We start from the raw sequence: 21658 nt of genomic DNA, 5'->3' as shown, positions 1-21658 counted from the left end.
ACCGCTATTATGGGAAACCATGATAGCGGTTTTTTCATTTGATGGAAACTGAACAAAAGATATTGAACACTTTCTCGTAAATGAGTATGATAAAAACATAGGGTTTAGGTGATAATTCATATTATGGGGGGATATTATGAACGAGAAGGTTGCAAGGCTGAAGGCTGCAATAGAGCAGCGTATTGTTGGAAAGTCAGATGTAATTGATAAGCTGATAGCTGCTTTTTTGGCAGAAGGCCATGTACTATTGGAGGATGTTCCAGGGGTTGGTAAGACTTCACTTGCCAAGGCGCTGGCAGATTCTGTAGCCTTGTCATTTGCCCGTATTCAGTGTACGCCAGATACCATGCCATCGGATATTACCGGTGTTTCTATTTTCAATTCTAAGGACCAAAGCTTTCAGGTGATGCCAGGTCCCGTTGTCAGCAATATAGTTCTTGTTGATGAACTCAATCGTACTTCCCCAAAAACACAATCTGCACTGCTTCAGGTAATGGAGGAGCAACAGGTTACAATAGATGGAAATGATATTCCTGTACCATCGCCTTTTATGGTAATAGGTACCCAAAACCCAGTGGAGATGGCTGGAACCTATCCACTTCCTGAGGCACAGCTTGATCGTTTTATGATTAAGCTTAGCGTAGGTTATCCTAATCAGGATGCCTCTGAGGATATGGTAAAAAGATTTTTGGAAGGACAGCTACATCAGGAAACAACACCTGTTTTGACGGCGGATGATATAAATGAAATGCGAAGAATGGTTAAGGCTGTAACCATAAAAGAAAACTTAAGATGCTATGCAGTAGAAATAGTAGAGGCCACCAGGAATAATCCTGAGATAGCCTGCGGTGCCTCACCAAGAGCGCTTTTATCTATGCTTAGATGCGCTCAGGCTTTGGCATACATGGCGGACAGAGATTACTGCATTCCTGAGGACGTAGCAAATGCTGCAACACTTACATTGACTCACAGAATTATTCTTACAAGCGAGGCAAGACTTAGTCGTACTACTAAGGAGTATCTGGTAAGGAAGATTCTTGAACAGGTGAGATGTAATGAATGTTCAAATTCATAAAAGGGGAGTAATTGCATATCTGATCGGGCTGGTGCTTAGCGTCATTTTTGCCAGCTATTATGGAGGGCCAGCTTCTTTTGTATGGCTCTATGGAATGCTGCTTGTGATTCCAGTTTCTATTTTATACACCCTACTAAATTACAGATTTCTAAATATATTCCAGGAGATAGAGGTTTACAAGCTCACCAAGGGAGAGGAGCACAGATATAGAGTGCTGTTTGAAAACGTGGGATTATTTCCTGTTCATCAAATGGGCATTTTTACTTTGGATGATAGATGTAATCTATACGCCATAGAAAATGGTCATAAGCTTTCGCTGGACAGTCATCAAAAGCAGGAGCTAATGTCTGGAATCACCTGTAAATATGCAGGTGCCTACAACATAGGAATAGACAAGATTTCGCTGACGGACCCATTTTTCCTATATACAGTGGAATTGGATGTTCAGTATAACTTCAGGGCAATTGTAAGACCACAGATAACCGATGTTGCAACAAAGGTGTTAGATATAGAAAACCTTATCAATAATACAGGATTAAAAAGTAACAGGCTTTTCGAGGATATACCGGGCAGTGACATCAGACCATATATTAAAGGGGATAGCTTAAATACAATAAACTGGAAGGTGTCCGCAAAACAGGGAAATCTGATGGTAAGGACACCGGATAAGATGGAAAAAAGAACAGTCACCATTCTTATGGAGGCGGCTAATCCACCTGAAAACAGGGAGGATTTGGACTATCTGAAGAAGAGAGATATTTTCTTAGAATTTGTTGTATCGGCAGCCTGGCATTTCGGCGAACAATCAGTTCCAGTTCGACTGATATATCCATCAGGGGATGTTAAGGAAACTACCGTGGATTCTAAGGAAAGCTTTATGGAGTTTTACAGTATAGTAGCGGATGGTATTTTCTATGGCTCATCTAAAGCCGTTAATGAAATCAGAAGGCTGGCGACAGAGCGGAGGTCAAAGGTCAATGAAGGCGATACCTGGATTATCATCAGAGAAAATCCTGATGAGGGAGAAAGCAGCTGCATTATTTGCGGTTGAGAAAAAACTTCATTTGTTCGTATTTGCGTTAATCACCATTTGTCTGGAGATTTTTTTGATTGCAAAGGGGGAAGGCTACGACATTAATAGAAGTAGCTTTGTTTTTGCGTTCATTTTATCTTTTTTCTTATACGCAGTTTTAGAGTTCATATTTCATGGCATTGTGGAAAATAAAGCTATTCCACTGTTCTCGCTGATTCCAGCAGTGTTAATGTTTTTCCTTTTAAAGGTTAATGGTAAATGGGGCAATATCGCCATGGCTGTAATCCTGGCAGTGATTGTAAGAATCATTTTTGATTACATGCCAGGTAGAGATAAGGTGATATTGTTTGGAAGCCTTATTCTTGATGGCGTTGCATTTTTCCTGCGAATAAATTGGAGTGCGTTTTGGGGCGATAGGCTATTAGACAAGCTGTTATTTGTGGCCCTTGCAGTGCTTACCTTTTCTACGATTCAAAAGATTATATGGGGAAGAAAGGAAGGGGAATTTCCATTTCATTACTTCCTTTTGATGGGATGTTTTTTGCTGTTTATCCCTATGAATCGAACTCCCATTGACTGGTCCAAAATAGAAGGGGTATTAGGAAATGCAGCAGATGCTACGGCATATTATCTATGTTCCACAATTGGGGACAAGGAATATACCACAGGCTACGGCTCTTTCAAGGTGACAGGAAAACGAATATCAAATTCAGATAAGCTACAGCTTGTTTTGGAAACTGTGGAACGGCCTTACTTCGTATATACGGATTCAGAAACTGGCAAAAATATGAAGATGAGACGAGTGCTTTATCTGGCCGGTGGAAAAGGTGTTGATGGAAAAGCCTTAGTAGATTGGCTTCAGTTTCTGAAGGATAATGGAATTACAAGGGCGGAAGCAGCCACCTTCTCTCAGATTTCCAAGCTGGAGGTTGAATATGTTTATCTTGATACAGCTGACGAAATTGCCCCTGAAGGAGCATTGGTGCTTACTAATGAAGAAGGCGTTATAGAAGAAGGACGATGTAATAACAGACATCGTAAAGGCTACAAAATCAAGGCAAAGTATTTGGATATAGATTACGGCAGCCCAGCGTTGGTAGGACTTTTTGAAAATCCAGCTGGTGGGCTTGTTGACAGAAATCCTATGACATATCAGGAGGCAACCGATTATTATTTGACTCTTTATAATCAGGATTTGCCAGATGTGATGACGCAGATTGAATATAACAATTATGTTCATCAGTCTGATATGTATAAAAGCTATGGTGATACAGATGGTATCACTGACAGGATGAAGGATTTGGCATTAAAAATTTCAGCAGGTGCTGATAATGATTACGACAAGGCCAGACTGATAGAACAGTATCTTCGTCAGTATACTTACAGCACCAAAGCGGTGGGGGGACACAATCCGGATTCCGACATGAGTACCCCTGCGGGCATGGCTGATATTGCAGATAGATTCCTGTTTGAAACTGAATCTGGATACTGCGTACACTACACATCATCCATGGTGATGCTACTTAGGGCAGCAGGAATACCAGCAAGGGCCATGAACGGCTATAGATATAGCTTCCCATTTGAAGTTCAGGAAAAATATGTGGTGGAAGCCAACTGTGCCCACGTCTGGCCAGAGGCATATATCCAAAATGTAGGCTGGCTCCCATTTGAACCTACCAGCGCATACACTACGGCAGCCGATTACAACTGGCATAGAGGCGAGGCAGCAGGTGAAAAATCTGATACAGAAAAACTGAATGAAATATCAAAGCTTCCCGATATTCCAGAGTCCGACGAAGCTAAGGTTGACTATCAAAACGATGGGGTGCAGCTGTTAAAAATAATTGGAATTGTGCTGCTTAGTATCGCCTTGCTTATCCTGATTATTTGGGTGGGAGCAATCCTGCTAAGGCGAATCATTTATAAACTGGCATCCCCAGAAAAGAAGATAAAGATAGATGTAGCAACAACAAAGGCTAGACTAATCAAGGAATCAGGGGATGAGTTTAGGGACAGAGGGTTACTGTCAGATTATCTAAATCTGGCTCCTGAGGAAGAAAGAGATGAAATTAAAAAGCTCTTTGATTTATACTATAAGATAGTTTATGGAAATGACTAAGGAGAGAGTAATGGAGTACAGCGCATGTATTAATGGCTATGATATAAAGGCACATTACAGTGAAGAAAATATTGAAAAAATCTTTATCCCACTCTTGCATCGATTAACAAAAATGCAGCAGGAAAAGGGCCGCAGAATTTTAGTCATGTTAGCAGCACCACCGGGGGCAGGTAAAAGCACCTTGTTAGATTTCTTGGAGCATTTATCTAAAACCACAGATGGGGTCAAGGAAATCCAAACCATCGGCATGGATGGATTTCATCATTACCAGGACTATCTACTCAGCCACGAAACAGTGCGAGATGGCAAGACCATAAAGATGGTAGAAATAAAGGGCGCACCTATCACATTTGATTTGAGGGCGCTTGAAGATAGAATCAGTCTGGTAGCTAGCGGCGCTATCTGTGGCTGGCCTACATACGATAGAAATTTGCATAATCCCGTAGAGAATGCCCTGCAGGTAACATCGGATATTGTTCTGCTCGAGGGAAATTATCTGTTGTTAGATGAGGAGGGATGGCGTGACTTGTCTGCTTATGCAGATTACACCATCTTTATATCAGCAGATGAAAATATGTTACGTAGTCGGCTTATAGAGCGAAAGGCAAAAAATACCCCGTTGGAGCAGGCCAAGGAATTTGTAGAAAAATCCGATATGCGAAACGCGATAGAAGTGCTGCATGGCTCAAAGAAGGCCGATTTGAATCTTAGGATTAATAGTGACGGCGAAATTGAAAATGTAATATAAATATAAAAGAAAGGTATTGACAACGTATATAATAGGTGCTATGGTTAATTACACAAGTAATTAACCACTCAACCAAAGGAGGTGAGCTCGTGTTAGATAACTTAGGGGAAGATAAATCAATCTATCTGCAAATAAGTGAGATGATAGAGGACGAAATTTTAAGGGATATTATTAATGAGGAAGAGCAAGTGCCTAGCACTACAGAGCTATCAAAGTTTTATAAGATTAATCCTGCAACGGCTGCAAAGGGAATAAATATTTTGGTAGATGAAGGCATTTTATACAAAAAGAGAGGTATAGGAATGTTTGTACAGGCAGGAGCAAAAGAAAAGGTAATGGAGTCTCGAAAGAAAAAATTCAAGGAGACATATTTAAAAAAGATAATCAGTGAGGCAGAGTTAATAGGACTTAGTAAGTCTGATCTTAAGAGATTGATAGACGAAACAACAGATTAGCCTTCTGAGGCGGCGAGGAGGATATATGAGCACATTATTAGGAAAAAATATCGTAAAAAAATATGGTAAAGATACAGTTCTAAAGAATGTAGACGTGGAAATTGAGACTGGAAAGATTTATGGATTGATTGGAAGAAATGGCGCAGGTAAAACAACACTTCTTTCTATTCTTACAGCTCAAAATCCAGCTACAGAAGGAACTATTACACTGGACGGTGAGCCAGTTTGGGAAAATGAAAAGGCACTTTCACACATCTGTTATTCAAGAGAGATTTCTCAGGTAACAATGTTTGGCCCTAACACAATTAAGGTAAAGGATTATCTTGCAACAGCTAAGGCATTTTATGCTAACTGGGATGAAGAATATGCTAAGGAATTGATAGAGCTTTTTGGAATTAATCCTAAGAAGCGTATCAACAAGCTTTCAAAGGGTATGCTTTCAGCAGTAACCATCATCGTAGCTATGGCCAGCAAAGCTGATATCACTATTTTGGATGAGCCAGTTGCAGGGCTTGACGTAGTTGCCAGAGAGCAGTTCTACAAGCTTGTTATTGACGAGTATGCAGCTACAGGCAGAACCTTTGTAATCAGCACACACATTATCGAAGAGGCAGCATCATTATTTGAAAAGGTTATCATCATTGATGATGGTCAGATTATAATCGAGGAAAACACTGAGGATCTTCTTGCCAGAGCATATCGTGTAAGCGGAGAAGAAACTAATGTAGATGCAGCGGTAAAGGATTTCAAGACATATCATCCTGAATCTATCGGAAGAAACAAGGTGGTAACTGTTCTTGCTGATGAGCCTGTAGATGGTTTCAATGGTGATGTACAGGTTGAGCCTGTACCACTGCAGAATCTTTTCTATGCCATGTGTGTAGATGGCAGAAAGGAGGCTTAGTATGAGTAGTCTCGCAAAACGTTCTGCAAAGTACTTCTTCAAGGAAGGCTTAAAGACTTTGGGGCTTGTACTTGGTCTGGAGTGCCTGCTAATTATCGAATGGTTGATTATCGGTTCAGATGAGAAATCCCTTGTAGAATATGTACTTAACATGTTTATGAGTGTTGGTAGCATTTTCATCATTATGATGAACATGATGTATTCATTTTATGGACCTAACTGGTATGACAGCATGGCATTATCCATGGGAGCCAGAAGAAAAGATATTTTTGTAGGCGAGTTGATAAAGCAGTTCACATTCGTATTTGGAAATTTTATAGCATTATCACTTGTTGCAGTAATCTTCCAGCAGTATAAATACATAATACTCATTTTAATTTCATGCATTATAGCTATCGCATTAGGACCTATAGGACTGATAGTTGGTCATAAGGTAAGCAAGTACGGAAAAGTAATAATAATGATAATAGCGATAATTGGTGGAGTTTTTGGTGCATCCTTGGCTATAGGTGGCTTTTGGATGAAAGAGTATGTTACTGAGCTTTCTGGTTTTACATTTCCACTGTTAATCGTAGGTGCAATTGCAATATTCGCATTGGCAGAGCTATGGGCATACAAATTGAACCAAAAGAGCATGGTTAAATAAGGGGAAAATCTATGAGTAGAAATAATATTAAAGCAATATGCCAACTTAAAAAGACAGGAGAAATATGGAATTTATTCCTACTTGCTCTTGCAATTCTAATTGGTGTTGTACTTGAATTCGTATTCAGATCCACAGGAATGGAAGATGATACACCTTATGGAGATTTAATCGCAGGGATTTTAGCCTATGGCTATGTAATAATAAATGTTTTTATAAAAGTCTTTTTGCAGGCAGACGAGGTTCCACGTGGTCTTTGCTTTGGAATGACTAGAAAAGTACTTTTTGGTTACAGTAGAATAGCTGATTTTTTAGAGATAGCCGTTTTTGCAATCATTGTGAGCTTGATATCAGCATCAGTGGCAACAATCACTGTTTTTAAAATAGCAATAATTGTATTTGGCCTTATCATGTGGATTGAGGCTACCGCAGGAAATGGAATGCTTAGATATGGAAAGGTAGTATATTGGATTTATTATATATGCTTCTTACTAATAATAATCGGTGGCCCACGATTAATTGGAGAGGTCACAGGTGCATCAGATGCTACAGCACTTCTTGTAGATATGGTTATAAATCCGTTTTATAATCAGCTTCCAGTTTGGATTGGAATGATAGCCTTTGCAGTAGCAGGCTTAGTAGTTAACTGGATTACTTTTAGAAAGATACCAGTAAATGTTAGTATGTAATAGGGAAAGGGAAAAATAATGATGACAAATGAAAACAAACTAGAAACAGCCAAGCTAGTGATTTTATTTTGGGCGGAATTAGCAATCGAATTATTGTTAGGGTTTATATTCGGACGATTGGAAAACGCAGGTATAGTAATCCCAACATATCTACATGTATTTATACTTGATATCTGTTTATTGATTCCAGTATTTGCTTATACAATCAAAAAGGGTGATTCCATTGTAGAAGCATTTGAATTCAAGAAGATAAAGGTTAGCACATTCTTCTTTACAATATTACTTGTAATTGTTGCACAGCCTATGGTAATGCTTGCAAATGTTGTATCTCAGTTCTTTGTTCCAAATGTTATGGTTCAGGCTGTAGATCAGTTTGCAACAGAATCAGTTGGACTTACACTTCTTGCAACAGTAATTAGTGCACCAATCACAGAGGAAATAGTATGTAGAGGCTTCTTTACTAACAGATTAAAGAAGGTGTTCCCATTTGCAGTAGCAGCAATTTTTTCAGGATTGATGTTCGGCATAATTCATTTAAATCTGAACCAGTTCTGCTATGCAACAGTACTTGGTATCATATTTGCATATGTAAACAGAGCCAGCGGAAGCATTTTTACATCAATTGAAATGCACATGGTATTTAATGGAACAAATATGTGCCTACTTTTCATGATGAATGCTGTAATGGAAGCAGCTGGAATGGATTTTGCAAAAGTTGCAGAGCAAAGCCGTGCTGCCAGCTCAACTCTTCCTACAACAGCTATAGTGCTTGCAATCCTTTCAATACCATCATTCTTCCTTGTGCGCTTAGTCATCCGAGCTATTGCAAAGCGTGAAGGAAATCTAGAAACTAAATAATTAATCGTAAGCCAGGGAGATTTATCCCTGGTTTCTTTTATTTTAGGAATTGGTTATAATATTTATATCTATGAAAACAGGAGGATACTATGGCTAATATTTTATGGCAGGATAGAAAAAGATATTTTGGTCTTCCAATCAGCTTTACTAAATATAGCATGAGCGAGGACAGACTTTTTGTTGAGACAGGTTTGCTTAACCTTTCTCAGGATGAGGTGAGGCTCTATAGAATTTTGGATTTAAAGCTTAAAAGAAGCCTTGGCCAGAGAATTTTTGGCGTGGGTTCAATTATTGTTAGTTCATCAGACAAGAGCCTTGGAACATTTGAAATAAAGAATATTAAGAATTCTGCAAATGTTAAGGAGATGCTTTCTGTGCAGGTTGAGCAGCAGCGCGAGGCAAAGAGAGTCTACACAAGAGAGAACATGGTTAATGATGTAGACGATGATGATCTTCATGAAGGAGAATTTTAATACCTATGACTAAAAAAGCAAAAAACGGACGAGTTGAGCTATTACGCTTTATTTTTGCCTTGGGCATTTTATTTTTCCATATACATAAGAGATTCGCAGTAAATGGAAATATCAGTATTGGAATTAAGGGAGTTTATTTCTTTAATCATGGATACATCGGAGTGGAATTTTTCTTCCTTGTTTCTGGTTATCTGCTTGCAGCCAGTGCATTCGCTAAAAGTTCACAGCGCTCAGAATACATAGGTACAGAAACAGCTAACATGATGTGGAAGAAATTCAAGCATGTTTTCCCATATCATCTATTTGCATTGATACTTACAGTCATCGTAAATGGATATTTCTTACACAATACTGCAAAGGCAAGAATAGCTTATGCAGTTGATTCATGGGCATCCCTTTTCTTTGTACAGATTTTTGGATTTGATAGTTCATGGGTAAATAAACTTACATGGTATTTAGATGTTTGGCTTGTTGTTACATTTATTTTCTGGTATTTCCTAAGAAAGCACTATGATGTGTTTGCAAAAATCGTATGTCCTCTTATCGCACTTTTCGTGCTTGGATATATGTCTCACGAATTCCACAGCCTTGCAGGAATTGATGGCTGGACAGGGCACTTCTACAAATGCTTCTTAAGAGGACTTGGCGAGATGGCTTTGGGCTGTAGTGCTTACAGCATCACAAGACAGCTTAACAAGCTTAGCTTTACTGTGGCAGGAAAGAGAATACTCGCTTTGATAGAGCTGGCATGCTATCTACTGGTACTCAGATATGCAGTTACTGGAGTTGATCCAAAATATAGCTTCGTAACATTATTTATCATGTGCACAGGATTGATTCTTACATTCTCGAATGTAAATCCATGTCATAAGATTTTTGATAAGCCAGTGTTTGCATGGTGTGGCAAAATGAGTTTACTCATTTACCTCAACCAGTTTTACAGTATCAGATTAATCCAGTCACTTTGTTCAAATTTAAGCTTCCCAGTAAAGGCAGTGCTTTGCATTATCACCACCTTTGTTGGAGCTCTCATTTGCGACCAGGTAGTTACATTTTTCAATAAAACAAAACCTTTCACCAAGCTGATGATTGAAGGAGAGGGAGAATAATTTGGTTTTCAGCTCACTATTATTTTGCACAATATTCCTACCTATCTGCCTGCTTGCCTACTATGGCATTCCAAGGCTGATAGGCGGGGGATTTGATAAAAGACTAATAATATCTAATTACATATTGCTTGGCTTCTCATTGCTGTTCTATGCATTTGGAGGAGCCAAATATCTTATCCTGATTTCACTTGTAATATTTATTAACTGGGGAGCAGGATTTTTGTGCTCTAATAACCGACACGCGGATGGAGTAAGACGCGTAGGTCTTATCTTAGCTATCGTGGCAGATTTAGGGCTGCTTTTCTTTTTTAAATATTTCAACCTGTTTATAGCTACAATTGAAAACATATTCTTTGGAGGCAATTTAAAATTTGCCGAAAGAATGAACGGGATTTTCACAGGCACAGGCACTGGGGCACTTGGCATTCCAGAGATTGTGTTACCAGTAGGAATTTCATTTTTTACATTCCAGGCATTGTCCTATGTTATCGATGTTTACAACGATGATGTGTCACTACAGCCCAACATTCTAAATTTCGCATTGTATATAGCTTGCTTTCCACAGCTAATCGCAGGTCCAATAGTTCATTACAAGGATATATCTACACAGCTTACAGACAGGTCTGTAGGCAGCTACGAATTCGCAGCTGGTATAAAGAGATTTTGCTTTGGACTGGGCAAAAAAGTAATTATCGCAAATACGTTAGCACAGGTTGCAGATAAAATATGGGCTAGCGACATAGGAAGTCTTGATGCGACAGTGGCATGGCTTGGAAGCATTTGCTACACCTTCCAGATATATTACGATTTCAGCGGATATTCAGATATGGCCATCGGACTTGGCAAAATGTTTGGATTTGATTTCAAAGAAAACTTTAATCATCCATATAGGGCAGATTCCATTCAGGAATTTTGGAGAAGATGGCATATCTCCTTATCTACATGGTTTAGAGATTACGTTTATTTCCCATTGGGAGGAAGCAGATGCAGTCTAAAGAAAACCTGTCGTAACATCTTCATCGTTTTCCTTTTGACAGGTATCTGGCATGGTGCTAACTGGACATTCCTTGTGTGGGGTCTTGTATACGGATTGCTTCTTATACTGGAAAGAGCATGGCTTGGTGCAATCCTTAAAAAGAATAAGATTAGATTTTTCAATCGTCTGTTAACATTCCTTGTAGTTAACTTCCTTTGGGTGGTGTTCAGAGCAGACAACATCATGGAAGCAGGACTGTATCTTTCAAGGATGTTTGTAGGAGGAATAAGAATACTTAATCTGCTTACTTATCTTTCTGGCTTGAGTGTGATAACAATAATCTGCGGTGCATTATTTGGCGGATTCCTTCAGGCTCACATGAGTGTTAAGGCAGTAAAGGGCAATATGATAGTTTGCCTGGCTATATTACTTTTAAGTCTACTGTTTTTGGTAAACGGAACCTATAATCCATTTATCTATTATCAGTTTTAACAGGGTGAACGAATATGAATCTTACAAGAATTAAAAACAAAATATTCATATTGGTATTCATGGCTATCCTGGTGCTGCCTTGGATAGCAGGTGGAATGGTGAGGATTGTTAATAAGGATGCCTACCACAAGTTGTCTATCGTAGAAACAGAAAAAAGGCAGATGGCCCAGATAGAGTGGTCAAATCTGTTGAACACTGGCGAAAGTATTTCAAACTTTATCGATGACAGGATTCCATTTAGATATACATTGATGTCTTGGTATAAGGGACTTAACAATGCCATTGAATCTAAATATCAAATAATCGAAACAGCTATTGGTTCAAAGTTCTACACTCCACCAGAGGAGGATGAGACAAAGGAACAATTGGCAGCCACAGTACCAGCAGAGGAAGCGCCTGCACCAGAGGAAGCGCCAGAACCTTCTCCATACGAGCAGTACTTCCCATTAAATGTTTACAATGACGTTATTATAGGCCGCGATGGCTGGTTGTTCCTATATGGCGAAAACGAAATCGAATGCTATCAGGGTACAAATATTCTTACCGAGGAAGAAAAACAGGCTTACGTGAACAAGCTGAAGGAACTGAAATCGGTCTGCGATGCACATGGTAAAGAAGTATATGTTTACATCGCCCCTAACAAATCATCGGTATATTATAAATACATGCCAACAGTTGATATCGCAAGCTCATGGAGACGTATCCAGCAGCTGTACGAATATGTTAATGAAAATTGTGACACACCGTTTATCTATCCTTTGGGTGAGGAACTGTTTGCCACAGGCAGATATCAGGTTTACTACAAATACGACAGTCACTGGAACCACATTGGAGCGCTGTTTGGAGTAAACGCCCTGTACGACAAAATGGGCGTCGAATACATAGACCCAAGCTATTACATCACTGGAAATATGCCAGCTGAACGAAATGATCTTTATCTTTACATGGGGGTTCCAGAATCGGAAATGACCATTGATGATGTGGAAACCACAGTAGATTACAAACCAGAGATTACCGTCAACGGACTGGATATTCATGCTAACATCAACAGAACAACATCCGATGGGCCGGTGGACAAGAAGCTGTGCTTCTTAGGTGATAGCTACAGAGAAGGCATGATGCCTTATCTTGCAAAGGATTTTACCCATTGTTCATTCATACATCGTGATTATATGTCTGATGCAAAAGAGGATATCAAAAATGCGGATATCATCGTAATAGAAGCCATTGAAAGATATGATTATCAGGCATTTAGCTGTGCGCAACGTGTGATTAATACATTGACAGAATAGGAGTTATTGTTTTGAAAAAGAAAATAGTAATAACACTTTGGTTTTCTCTTGTGATATTGATAATTGCTTTTATGGGCTTAGTTTATACTCAGAATCAGCAGGAGCGAGCTAGGCTTGCTGAAGAAGCCAGAATCGAAGCTGAAAAAGAAGCGCAGGAGCGTGAAAAGGAAAAAGAAGAGGAAGAGGCAGAAGCTTTAAAGCTAGCCGAGGAAGGCAAGGCAGAAGAATACACCTTCAAGGATTTGGAGGTTACTTATTTCGCAAAGGACAAAGCTATAGTTAGGGAGAATCCTTACGATGTAGCTGAAATCCTTGGTACGCTTTCTTTAGATCAGCGTGTTTCAATTGTTGGTCAGTGCAATGAAACAGATTATTATAAAATAAAAATAAATGGAGATTACGGCTATGTGTCGCCAGATGATGTTTCCGAGGAATATATCGATATACCATTGCCTAGTGCATCAGGCGTACCATCTGCTACAAAGGACATTCTGTTTATAGGTAATTCCATTACATTATATCCAGCTACTGCTGATTGGTGGGGCTCGGGCTGGGGCTGCGGAGCAACAGCACCAGAAAAGGATTATGTGCACCAGACAGTAGCCGCAAAGGGATACAATTCCTACGATTATATGTCGCTTCGTTCATGGGAATTTTCAGCTACAAGAAACTACGAGCTGGATGACTTGGACAAATACATTAGTAAATATCAGTACGGAACTATCGTCATCGAATTAGGTGAAAATGTTAAGGGCCACGAGGAGCATTTTAAGGAAGATTTTGCTGATATGATTAGATATATCAAGCAATACAATCCAAATGCACGAATTGTGATACTTGATAATTTTTGGAAATATGATAGCATAATCAAAACGAAAAAAGCGGTTGCATCAGAAATGGGCTGCACCTACGTAAGTCTTTCAGACATTCAGGGTGTATCTTCATATCAGCTTAAGCAGGGTGACCAGTACACTGCGGCAGATGGAACCGTATATACGATAGGTTCCTTCCTTGCGGGACATCCAAATGATGCCGGATTCGAAGCTATCGCACAGCGCTTGATTGCAGCACTGTAAAATCATTAATGCTTTATGTTTAAGAAAGAAGGACTAAAAATGAGAGAGTTTAATGTTGAAAAACAGACAAAGCAATTAATTGAATACACTAGAGAGTGGTTCAACAAATTTGGAACAGATTCAAGAGCTATTATAGGAATTTCTGGCGGTAAGGATTCATCTGTTACTGCAGCAGTTCTTAAGGAAGCAATTGGTACTGAGCGTATCAGAGCTATCATCATGCCAAACGGCGAAATGAGCGATCTAGACGATGCTAAGCTTTTAGTTGACCACTTGGGACTCACATACGAAATCATACCTATCACAGACTATTACAATGCAGCCATTTCTACATTTGAAAAGGCTACCACCTTCGAAGTAACAAAGGACTTAAAGATAAATCTTGCACCACGTCTTCGTATGTCTACACTTTATGCAGCAGCACAGGGACAGGGCGTAACATCCTTCGTAGTAAATACATGCAACGCATCTGAGGATTACGTAGGCTACTCTACAAAATACGGTGATGCAGCAGGTGATGTATCACTTCTTCAGGACTTCACAGTACATGAGGTTCTTCAGATTGGCGAATACCTAGGTCTTCCAGAAAGCCTTGTACACAAGACACCATCTGATGGTCTATCAGGAATGTCTGACGAAGACAAGCTTGGATTTACATACGCGCAGCTTGACGAATATATCTCAGGCAACAAGGAAGGCATCCCAGCCGACATCATCGCATCTATCGAACGCAAGCACGTGGCAAACCTCCATAAGCTCCAGCTCATGCCAGCCTACAAGCGCAGCTAGTCTAGCGCCCAAAGACTTCTACATTGAGGTTGAGCTTGCCTTTTTTGGATAGGCCACCTTCGCTTATAAGATTGAATTTGCCGAAGCCGCGGACGGAGACGGTGTCACCGGCAGCAAGAAGCTTGTCGTTGTTTTCTACTATGTGCCCGTTGACTGAGACCTTCTTTTCGGTGAAGTAAGGAATGGTGTCCTTGCGACTTAGGTTGTATACTTTTGCGATAACTGCATCAGCCCTAGGGGAAGCTACCTGTATGGTGACTTCTTTTAGGGCTGCTTTTTTGTATGAATCAGGTAGTTCGCTGAAGCTACATTTTACGGCGTTGCGGCCTACAGATACAAAGTTTTCCAGAAGATAGTCGGCAGTGGAATCGTCTACGTACATATAGGCATCCATGCCATCTACAAATATGTCCCCGAATTTCTTTCGGTCTATTCCAAGACTCATAAGGCTGCCCAGATAGTCGCGGTGAGTATATTCCTTTGCAAATTTCTTTGCCAGTGGCTCTACCTTGATGCATTTGATAGGAAAATCCACTTCATAGCCGAAATCCGCTTCACTTCCGAAGCGAGCCATCTGGCGTTCACAGTTCTCATATCCTCCGAATAGCTCATATTTTATAGGTGCAAAGGCCTTATCCCTTGCAGCCTGATACAAGACCTCCTGCTGGCTTAGGCTGAGGAAGTCACTAAAGCAATATATGTTGTTTTGATAAGCTCTGTTTGAAAGCTCGATTAAGCGCTTGTATAAAAGCTGTTCATCATCTGTCATAGTTCTTCATCCTTTGATAAATCTGTATCAATTATACTTAAAATGCGGTAAAATATCATCGATTAGTTTAGAAAGTAAGGTTTTTAACATGAAAAAGATTAATACAGATGGAATCATTTTTGATATGGATGGCACAATCTGGGATAACACCCCAGTGTTTGCGCCTAGCTGGGAGAGAGCCTGTAAGGATATGGGATATGATGTTAAGTTTGATGAGGATAAGCTAAAGGGGCTCTTCGGCAAGACTATGACAGATATTGCAGATGCCTGCATACCAGATGAAAATGCTGATAGACGTTATGCTACACTCCGTCTTTGCGAAGAGTACGAAATGAAGGATTTAGCTGAAAGTACAGTTGATACTTCTTATCCAGGCTTGAAGGAAACTCTCGAAGCCCTTAGTAAGCGCACAAAGCTTTACATCGTAAGCAATTGCCAGTCGGGCTATATCGAAACCTTCCTTGAGCGAAGCGGCTTAGGTTATCTTTTCACAGATTTTATCTGCTACGGAGATAATGGCCTTGGCAAAGCCGATAACATCAAGGGATTAGTTGCAAAGAATCAGCTTAAGCATCCAGTCTACATCGGCGACATCCAAGGAGATAAGGATGCCTGTGACAAAGCAGGTGTGGATTTCATCTGGGCAGCCTACGGCTACGGCAAATCAGTAGACGGTTATGTTGCAAAGGTTGATGATATAAGAGAGCTTAATGACGTGATTGAGTAAAAAGGGAGAAAACTATGGGATATAATGTAGAAAAAATATTTGAGGATGCGGGACAACTTAGCAAGGTCAACAACAAGAAAGCTTATGAGGCCAATATAGAGATGTTCAAAAGCAATAGATATGAATTGCTTAATGACCTGGTGGAGGCTGATGAAAGCGAATTACAAGAGCAGGCAAAGCAGCTATGCGAGGATGTTACAGCAGCCTTCAAAAAGTTTGGAAAGGTTCGAGGTGGGGATTTAATGAACCTTAACTATTTTATGATTTTTTATGTTTTTCCATCTATTCAGCAGATGGAGGAAAATGAAAAAGCAATTCGTATATGCGATATTTTGAAAGATACATGGAACAGTCATTTCAAAAGTAATATCAGATATACAGATTATGAAACATTAGCAGAAGGCTTCCAAGCTAAATTTTTTGGAATGCCAATAGGAAAGAACTAAGATGAAGAATATTTTAATGATTGCAACAGGCGGAACTATCGCCTCAAAACAAACAGAAGCAGGGCTAACACCAGGACTTACAGCAGAGGATATCTTATCCTACATACCAGCCGTAGAAAAGGTGTGTCAGGTTCATGCTCTGCAGCTGATGAACATTGATAGCACTAATATGACACCTGAACTTTGGGTGCGTATTGCCAAATGCATTAGGGACAATTACGACGATTATGATGGATTTGTAGTGTGCCATGGTACAGATACACTGGCATTTACTGCAGCAGCTCTTAGCTATATGATTCAGAATTCAAAAAAGCCAATTGTTGTAACCGGCTCGCAAAAGCCTATCAGCAGGGACGTTACAGATGCCAAAACAAATCTTTTAGATTCCTTCATCTATGCATCAGATGACAATTCTCAGAATGTCAGCATAGTATTTGATGGAAAGGTAATCTGTGGAACTCGCGCTAAAAAGGAGAGGGCAAAGAGCTACAATGCATTTTCAAGCATCAATTTCCCATATCTTGCAGTAATACAGGATGGGGTGTTGCTTAGATATATCCCTGAGACAAAGATAACAGGTGATGTGAAATTCTATTTCGACATGTCGGATAAGGTCACGTTGCTAAAGCTTTATCCAGGAATGAATCCATGTATCCTAAGCTTCCTTTTCGAGCAGTACGATATTATCGTAATCGAAAGCTTTGGTGTAGGTGGAATGCCAGAAACACTGATGGAAGCATTCTACAAGGAGATGGATAAGTGGGCAGGCCAGGACAAGCTGGCAGTTATGACTACACAGGTTGCCAATGAGGGCAGCAATATGACAGTCTACGAGGTAGGCCGTCAGATTAAGCATGATTTCCACATGATAGAGGCTTACGACATGACATTGGAGGCTACTATAACAAAGCTTATGTGGATAGAAGGAATGGGCTATACCGGAGAGCAGTTAAGGAACACCTTCTACACAGAAATAAACAGAGACATGCTTTACAGAAAAAGCAAATAGATTGGAACGATTATGAAGACAGAAGCATTATTTGACAGGGATGCCTATGCCAAGGAGTTTGTAGGTAGGGTTATTTCCTGCGATGAAATTACAAAAGATGAAAAAACAGCCTACAAGGTGGTGCTTGATAAAACACTGTTTTTCCCTGAACAGGGTGGCCAAAGCAGTGACATAGGAACTCTTGATAATGCTAAGGTTATAGATGTGCAGATAGCAGATGGCGTGATTTATCACTACGTCACATCGGGATTTCTTATCGGCGAAGAGGTCAAGGGTGTAATAGATTGGCAGCACAGATTCAACAATATGCAGCAGCATACAGGGGAGCACATCTTTACAGGAATTGCTCACAACACATACGGTGCTGAAAACGTTGGCTTCCATCTAAGCGATAATACAGTCACACTGGATCTTAATATTGAACTTACAGATGAACAGGTTGATTACATCGAAACAACTGCCAACGAAATCATTGCAAAGGATGTGGCGGTGAAGGCATATTATCCTAATCAGGATTTGTTGGGCGCTATCAATTATCGCAGCAAAAAGGAAATAGAAGGGGCTGTTAGATTAGTAGAAATCGAAGGCGTAGACCTTTGTGCCTGCTGTGCCCCACATGTTAAATCAACAGGTCAGGTGGGATTACTTAAGGTGGTTTCCTACGGAAAATACAAGGGCGGCACCAGAGTGTACATTTTATGCGGTATGAGAGCCCTTGCAGATTATAATAGAAGAATGAAAATCCTTGCCAGCGCTTATCAAAAGCTTAACTGTAAAGAGGAAGAGCTTCCTGAAAAGGTTGAAGGATTAATTGAGGATAATAAGCAGTTGAAATATCGTATAAGCGATATTAAGGCTGGACTTTTGAATGATAGAATTGAAAGCGTTGTTCCAGAGCTTACAGATGTAATTATCTTTATGGAAGATTTAGACACAAAGACCATGAGAGATGGTGTAAACAAGCTTGTAGAAAGACATGACGGTTTATGTGCAATCTTCTCAGGTGATGATGAAGAAGGCTACAATTTTGTGATAGGCAGCAAAACCAGAGACTGCGCAGCAATAGCTACAGGATTAAGAGAACTACTTGGTGCCAAAGGCGGAGGCAGCAAGCAGATGGCTCAGGGGAGTATAAACGCTACCAGAACACAGATTGAGGGTACACTGTAATAAATTTGTAACAATTATAGACTTTATGTTATACTTAATAAAGTTTAAAGATTAAGAGGGATGAATAATGGGAGAATTTTTAGATTTGATTGATGATGTGCATTATGGAATGCGCAGGCTTTTCAAAAACAAAAAAAGAACAAATGGTATAAGCATCAGCCCTAATGTTAAAAGATGGGGAATAGAGCTTGGTGTTGCGCTTGTGGTTGGTATCTTAACAGGCTGTATTACCTTTGGCCTTCTTAACAAGGAGGAAAAGAGCCTTAAGGTGAGCGAGGAAAAGGCTGTTGCCATTGAAGATAGTAAAACACCTTCAGCAAATGAGAAAGCTGATGAGCAGGCTCAACCTGAGGAGGATTTCTCAGATGTTGTTATAACAGTGGTTGATCCTAGCGCTTATGCACCAGCAGTTGCAGATTGGTCTGCAGACCAAATCAATGCGGCAATCAGTGAAAGAAGCGGATATCTTGATGGTAACAAATATTGGCCAGCGGTTTCTTCTTACTGGGAAACAACAAGAAGTGTCACAGATATTAGCTGCTATTGCCAGTATCTATTTAACACTGATAAGAAAGTTTATCAGGCCAGCGATTTCAGTGGACTTGCGCCAGAAGTTATTCATATGGCTAAAAACGAAATCTATGCTAGACATGGATACGCCTTTAAGGACAAAGAAATATACAATTATTTCATGGGACAGATTTGGTACACACCAAGCATCCTTCCAAAGGATTTCACTGAGGATATATTCTCAGAAACAGAAGTAAAGAATTTGGATCTTTTAAATTCCTTAGATCCAATGTAAGAAAGAGGTTATATATGGAAAAATTTAGTTTCACACCAAAGGGAGTTTGCGCTAGAAAGATTGATTTTGAAATCGAAGATGGCAAGCTTCACAATGTAAAATTTACTGGTGGCTGTGACGGCAATACAAAGGCTATCAGCAAGCTTTTAGAGGGCGCTGATGCAGCACATACAGTAGAAATCCTTAAAGGAAATAGCTGTGGTTTCAAAGGCACCAGCTGTGCAGATCAGCTTGCTCTTGGAATTGAAGAAGCAATGAATAAATAGGATTGAAAAAGGGCTCCGTTAAGGAGCCCCCAGACTGTAGACAAAGAGGATGCTGCAAAACTCGGTTTTGCAGCATCCTTTCCTTTTTCCAAGATTCTTTTTTGGATTTTTGTTAAAAATGGCCTTTCTTTAGGCCATTTTCAATTCCCATTCTTGTTGCATTTTTGCTAGTTTCTTTAAATTCATACACGCAAAGGTAAGCGCGACTTTCATTGTCATGCGCGCTTTACCATACATCTGTGTATACCTAAAACCATGATTCTCTTTAGCTGTTCCAAAGATTCTTTCTATGGTTTCTTTTCTGTGAGAGTATAACTCTTTCATACCTAAGGTCTGTCTTATATCTTCACATGCTTCCATGTATTCTTCCCAGACATGACGGTTTACAACTTTTACGTGATTCTTACTTGCTGTACATTGTCCTAAGAACTCACATTTCTCACATATGTGACTGCAACTTTTGTATTCCTTGTAACCATCTCTGTTTGTAGTACTGTATTTTAATATTTGGTTATTAGGGCAAATATAACAGTCGTTGTATTCATCATAGACATACTCATATTTCTTGAAGAAACCATCTTTTGTCATTGGTGCTTTGTATGGAAAAACAGGTTTTACACCATCATCGAGTAATAACTTCGCAATGGCTGGAGTTTTATATCCTGCATCAACAACACATTTTTCCATTCCAATATTTTGAAGCTTATCATACAGACCTTTGAAAGTTCTGCTGTCATGCTCATTGCCAGGATTAACATCAAAACCTAAAATCCACCCATTTTTATCACAGGCAGTTTCTATTCCATAAGCAAAGACATGTTTGTGCTCACCCTTTCTAAACCAACCACTTTCAGGATCAGTAGTGCTACATTTGATTGTTTTACCATCCAATGGAACATCATCAGTGTATTCTTCAAACTTATCATTACCTCCTGACGAACCAGATGAGTGGTTATCATCATCTTTATCTTTCAATGGCTTTTTACCATGAGCAGCTCTATCTGATGATATTTCTTTTCTTAGCATCTCTTCATAAAACAATGCTTCCTGCTGAGCGATTCTTCGTTGCATCTTTTTATTATTAGCTCTTGCTTTTACATGAGTTGCATCAACAAAAATTTCTGTTGGGTCAACAAGTTTGAAGCGATAGCATTCTTCCAAGATGTGCTGAAAGATTTGCTCAAATAAATCAGTACCTTCGAATCTTCTTGAATAGTTCTTACCGAAGGTTGAAAAATGAGGAACCTTATCATAAAGTTCAAGCCCAAGAAACCATCTAAAAGCAACATTCACCTCAATCTCTTTTATAGTCTGGCGCATGCTTTTAATTCCGTATAAATATTGAAGCAATGGGATTTTGATTAGAGTGACAGGATCAATACTTGGACGCCCCTGATCAGGAGAATATTTATCTCTGACTAAATCATAAATAAAAGACCAATCAATTGCTTTATCTATGATTCTTAGAAGATGATCTTGAGGAACTAAATCATCAGTACATACAAATTCAATCTGCTTTCTAGCCTTCTCATTTTGTTCTGTAATCATTATTCTAACCCCTTGTTTTGATAGTTTTATTATATCAAAAAAGTGGCTATAAAGCTTGTAAAATCAAGGCTTTCTAAGGTATAAGTTGGTTTAAAAATGAAAGAACTGGGGTCCTCTGACTCCAGTTCCTCCTTATAAAAAAAGAAAAGGTCGCGGCGGAAGCCGCGACACTTTGTCTACACTCTGA

The 21658-nt window shown here is 39.6% G+C and carries 23 protein-coding genes; 21 read left to right on the top strand and 2 right to left on the bottom strand.

Annotated elements, in window-relative coordinates; all coding sequences use genetic code 11:
- Positions 1-136 precede the first annotated feature (136 nt).
- The 15 genes from G611_RS0108740 to nadE all read left to right on the top strand — a co-directional run bounded on the left by G611_RS0108740 (position 137) and on the right by nadE (position 14731).
- The gene (locus G611_RS0108740; RefSeq protein WP_028243300.1) at positions 137-1075 is read left to right on the top strand and encodes an AAA family ATPase; all 939 of its coding nucleotides are present in this window, start codon (positions 137-139) and stop codon (positions 1073-1075) included.
- Entirely contained in the window at positions 1056-2126 is a 1071-nt protein-coding gene (locus G611_RS0108735; RefSeq protein ID WP_051195181.1) for a DUF58 domain-containing protein, read from the top strand. Before G611_RS0108740 ends, G611_RS0108735 begins: the two co-directional genes overlap by 20 nt.
- Positions 2053-4227: a transglutaminase domain-containing protein gene (locus G611_RS0108730; protein ID WP_196801557.1), complete on the top strand. Its 2175-nt coding sequence runs from the start codon at positions 2053-2055 to the stop codon at positions 4225-4227. Before G611_RS0108735 ends, G611_RS0108730 begins: the two co-directional genes overlap by 74 nt.
- A 10-nt stretch (positions 4228-4237) precedes the next feature.
- Complete coding sequence (locus tag G611_RS0108725) at positions 4238-4975, top strand: nucleoside/nucleotide kinase family protein (protein WP_028243297.1); 738 nt, start codon at positions 4238-4240, stop codon at positions 4973-4975.
- A gap of 89 nt (positions 4976-5064) precedes the next feature.
- Positions 5065-5430 (top strand): GntR family transcriptional regulator, encoded by a 366-nt coding sequence (locus tag G611_RS0108720; RefSeq protein WP_028243296.1) that lies wholly within the window; start codon positions 5065-5067, stop codon positions 5428-5430.
- Between the two features lie 25 nt (positions 5431-5455).
- Positions 5456-6334 carry an ABC transporter ATP-binding protein gene (locus tag G611_RS0108715; protein WP_028243295.1) on the top strand — a complete coding sequence of 293 codons (879 nt, stop codon included), beginning with the start codon at positions 5456-5458 and terminating at the stop codon, positions 6332-6334.
- 1 nt (position 6335) lies between these two features.
- Positions 6336-6980, top strand: coding sequence for a hypothetical protein (locus G611_RS0108710; protein WP_028243294.1), 645 nt, complete (start codon positions 6336-6338; stop codon positions 6978-6980).
- A gap of 11 nt (positions 6981-6991) precedes the next feature.
- Positions 6992-7666, top strand: a complete 675-nt coding sequence (locus G611_RS0108705) for a hypothetical protein (RefSeq protein ID WP_028243293.1) — start codon at positions 6992-6994, stop codon at positions 7664-7666.
- 18 nt (positions 7667-7684) lie between these two features.
- Positions 7685-8524, top strand: coding sequence for a CPBP family intramembrane glutamic endopeptidase (locus tag G611_RS0108700; protein WP_028243292.1), 840 nt, complete (start codon positions 7685-7687; stop codon positions 8522-8524).
- Between the two features lie 89 nt (positions 8525-8613).
- Positions 8614-8997, top strand: coding sequence for a PH domain-containing protein (locus tag G611_RS0108695; RefSeq protein WP_028243291.1), 384 nt, complete (start codon positions 8614-8616; stop codon positions 8995-8997).
- 5 nt (positions 8998-9002) lie between these two features.
- On the top strand, positions 9003-10106 hold the full coding sequence (locus G611_RS0108690; protein ID WP_028243290.1) for an acyltransferase family protein: 1104 nt from the start codon (positions 9003-9005) through the stop codon (positions 10104-10106).
- A gap of 1 nt (position 10107) precedes the next feature.
- Complete coding sequence (locus G611_RS0108685) at positions 10108-11574, top strand: MBOAT family O-acyltransferase (RefSeq protein WP_028243289.1); 1467 nt, start codon at positions 10108-10110, stop codon at positions 11572-11574.
- 14 nt (positions 11575-11588) lie between these two features.
- Positions 11589-12866 carry an alginate O-acetyltransferase AlgX-related protein gene (locus tag G611_RS0108680; RefSeq protein WP_028243288.1) on the top strand — a complete coding sequence of 426 codons (1278 nt, stop codon included), beginning with the start codon at positions 11589-11591 and terminating at the stop codon, positions 12864-12866.
- 11 nt (positions 12867-12877) lie between these two features.
- Entirely contained in the window at positions 12878-13942 is a 1065-nt protein-coding gene (locus tag G611_RS0108675) for an SH3 domain-containing protein (protein WP_028243287.1), read from the top strand.
- A 39-nt stretch (positions 13943-13981) separates the two neighbouring features.
- Positions 13982-14731 carry an NAD(+) synthase gene (gene nadE, locus G611_RS0108670; RefSeq protein WP_028243286.1) on the top strand — a complete coding sequence of 250 codons (750 nt, stop codon included), beginning with the start codon at positions 13982-13984 and terminating at the stop codon, positions 14729-14731.
- A 1-nt stretch (position 14732) separates the two neighbouring features.
- On the opposite strand, the gene G611_RS0108665 is transcribed toward nadE, so the two are convergent.
- Positions 14733-15500, bottom strand: a complete 768-nt coding sequence (locus G611_RS0108665) for an RNA-binding protein (protein ID WP_028243285.1) — start codon at positions 15498-15500, stop codon at positions 14733-14735.
- 88 nt (positions 15501-15588) lie between these two features.
- Between G611_RS0108665 and G611_RS0108660 the strand changes: the two genes are divergently transcribed.
- The 6 genes from G611_RS0108660 (at position 15589) to G611_RS0108635 (ending at position 19923) form a co-directional block, all read left to right on the top strand.
- Positions 15589-16227 carry an HAD family hydrolase gene (locus G611_RS0108660; RefSeq protein ID WP_028243284.1) on the top strand — a complete coding sequence of 213 codons (639 nt, stop codon included), beginning with the start codon at positions 15589-15591 and terminating at the stop codon, positions 16225-16227.
- 14 nt (positions 16228-16241) lie between these two features.
- Positions 16242-16673 carry a hypothetical protein gene (locus G611_RS15365; protein WP_051195180.1) on the top strand — a complete coding sequence of 144 codons (432 nt, stop codon included), beginning with the start codon at positions 16242-16244 and terminating at the stop codon, positions 16671-16673.
- 1 nt (position 16674) lies between these two features.
- Positions 16675-17682 (top strand): asparaginase, encoded by a 1008-nt coding sequence (locus G611_RS0108650; RefSeq protein WP_028243283.1) that lies wholly within the window; start codon positions 16675-16677, stop codon positions 17680-17682.
- A gap of 12 nt (positions 17683-17694) precedes the next feature.
- Positions 17695-18852, top strand: a complete 1158-nt coding sequence (locus tag G611_RS0108645) for a serine-tRNA(Ala) deacylase AlaX (protein ID WP_036948841.1) — start codon at positions 17695-17697, stop codon at positions 18850-18852.
- A 67-nt stretch (positions 18853-18919) separates the two neighbouring features.
- A complete protein-coding gene (locus G611_RS0108640) occupies positions 18920-19657 on the top strand; it encodes a YARHG domain-containing protein (RefSeq protein ID WP_028243281.1) in 738 nt (245 codons plus the stop codon).
- A gap of 14 nt (positions 19658-19671) precedes the next feature.
- Positions 19672-19923 carry a TIGR03905 family TSCPD domain-containing protein gene (locus G611_RS0108635; RefSeq protein ID WP_028243280.1) on the top strand — a complete coding sequence of 84 codons (252 nt, stop codon included), beginning with the start codon at positions 19672-19674 and terminating at the stop codon, positions 19921-19923.
- A 129-nt stretch (positions 19924-20052) separates the two neighbouring features.
- Here G611_RS0108635 and G611_RS14440 read toward each other — a convergent pair whose 3' ends face one another.
- On the bottom strand, positions 20053-21471 hold the full coding sequence (locus G611_RS14440; protein ID WP_155942219.1) for an IS1182 family transposase: 1419 nt from the start codon (positions 21469-21471) through the stop codon (positions 20053-20055).
- Positions 21472-21658: the final 187 nt, after the last annotated feature.

It is taken from the genome of Pseudobutyrivibrio ruminis AD2017 (assembly GCF_000424305.1).
GTDB lineage: Bacteria > Bacillota > Clostridia > Lachnospirales > Lachnospiraceae > Pseudobutyrivibrio > Pseudobutyrivibrio ruminis_B.
This window is presented reverse-complemented; position numbering and strand designations above follow the sequence as displayed.

What these genes read in the sequence shown, in the direction of transcription:
- G611_RS0108740 (WP_028243300.1), top strand. Translation starts at nt 137, where the DNA reads ATGAACGAGAAGGTTGCAAGGCTGAAGGCTGCAATAGAGCAGCGTATT.
- G611_RS0108735 (WP_051195181.1), top strand. Translation starts at nt 1,056, where the DNA reads ATGAATGTTCAAATTCATAAAAGGGGAGTAATTGCATATCTGATCGGG.
- G611_RS0108730 (WP_196801557.1), top strand. Translation starts at nt 2,053, where the DNA reads ATGAAGGCGATACCTGGATTATCATCAGAGAAAATCCTGATGAGGGAG.
- G611_RS0108725 (WP_028243297.1), top strand. Translation starts at nt 4,238, where the DNA reads ATGGAGTACAGCGCATGTATTAATGGCTATGATATAAAGGCACATTAC.
- G611_RS0108715 (WP_028243295.1), top strand. Translation starts at nt 5,456, where the DNA reads ATGAGCACATTATTAGGAAAAAATATCGTAAAAAAATATGGTAAAGAT.
- G611_RS0108710 (WP_028243294.1), top strand. Translation starts at nt 6,336, where the DNA reads ATGAGTAGTCTCGCAAAACGTTCTGCAAAGTACTTCTTCAAGGAAGGC.
- G611_RS0108705 (WP_028243293.1), top strand. Translation starts at nt 6,992, where the DNA reads ATGAGTAGAAATAATATTAAAGCAATATGCCAACTTAAAAAGACAGGA.
- G611_RS0108700 (WP_028243292.1), top strand. Translation starts at nt 7,685, where the DNA reads ATGATGACAAATGAAAACAAACTAGAAACAGCCAAGCTAGTGATTTTA.
- G611_RS0108695 (WP_028243291.1), top strand. Translation starts at nt 8,614, where the DNA reads ATGGCTAATATTTTATGGCAGGATAGAAAAAGATATTTTGGTCTTCCA.
- G611_RS0108690 (WP_028243290.1), top strand. Translation starts at nt 9,003, where the DNA reads ATGACTAAAAAAGCAAAAAACGGACGAGTTGAGCTATTACGCTTTATT.
- G611_RS0108680 (WP_028243288.1), top strand. Translation starts at nt 11,589, where the DNA reads ATGAATCTTACAAGAATTAAAAACAAAATATTCATATTGGTATTCATG.
- nadE (WP_028243286.1), top strand. Translation starts at nt 13,982, where the DNA reads ATGAGAGAGTTTAATGTTGAAAAACAGACAAAGCAATTAATTGAATAC.
- G611_RS0108665 (WP_028243285.1), bottom strand. Translation starts at nt 15,500, where the DNA reads ATGACAGATGATGAACAGCTTTTATACAAGCGCTTAATCGAGCTTTCA.
- G611_RS0108660 (WP_028243284.1), top strand. Translation starts at nt 15,589, where the DNA reads ATGAAAAAGATTAATACAGATGGAATCATTTTTGATATGGATGGCACA.
- G611_RS15365 (WP_051195180.1), top strand. Translation starts at nt 16,242, where the DNA reads ATGGGATATAATGTAGAAAAAATATTTGAGGATGCGGGACAACTTAGC.
- G611_RS0108650 (WP_028243283.1), top strand. Translation starts at nt 16,675, where the DNA reads ATGAAGAATATTTTAATGATTGCAACAGGCGGAACTATCGCCTCAAAA.
- G611_RS0108645 (WP_036948841.1), top strand. Translation starts at nt 17,695, where the DNA reads ATGAAGACAGAAGCATTATTTGACAGGGATGCCTATGCCAAGGAGTTT.
- G611_RS0108640 (WP_028243281.1), top strand. Translation starts at nt 18,920, where the DNA reads ATGGGAGAATTTTTAGATTTGATTGATGATGTGCATTATGGAATGCGC.
- G611_RS0108635 (WP_028243280.1), top strand. Translation starts at nt 19,672, where the DNA reads ATGGAAAAATTTAGTTTCACACCAAAGGGAGTTTGCGCTAGAAAGATT.
- G611_RS14440 (WP_155942219.1), bottom strand. Translation starts at nt 21,471, where the DNA reads ATGATTACAGAACAAAATGAGAAGGCTAGAAAGCAGATTGAATTTGTA.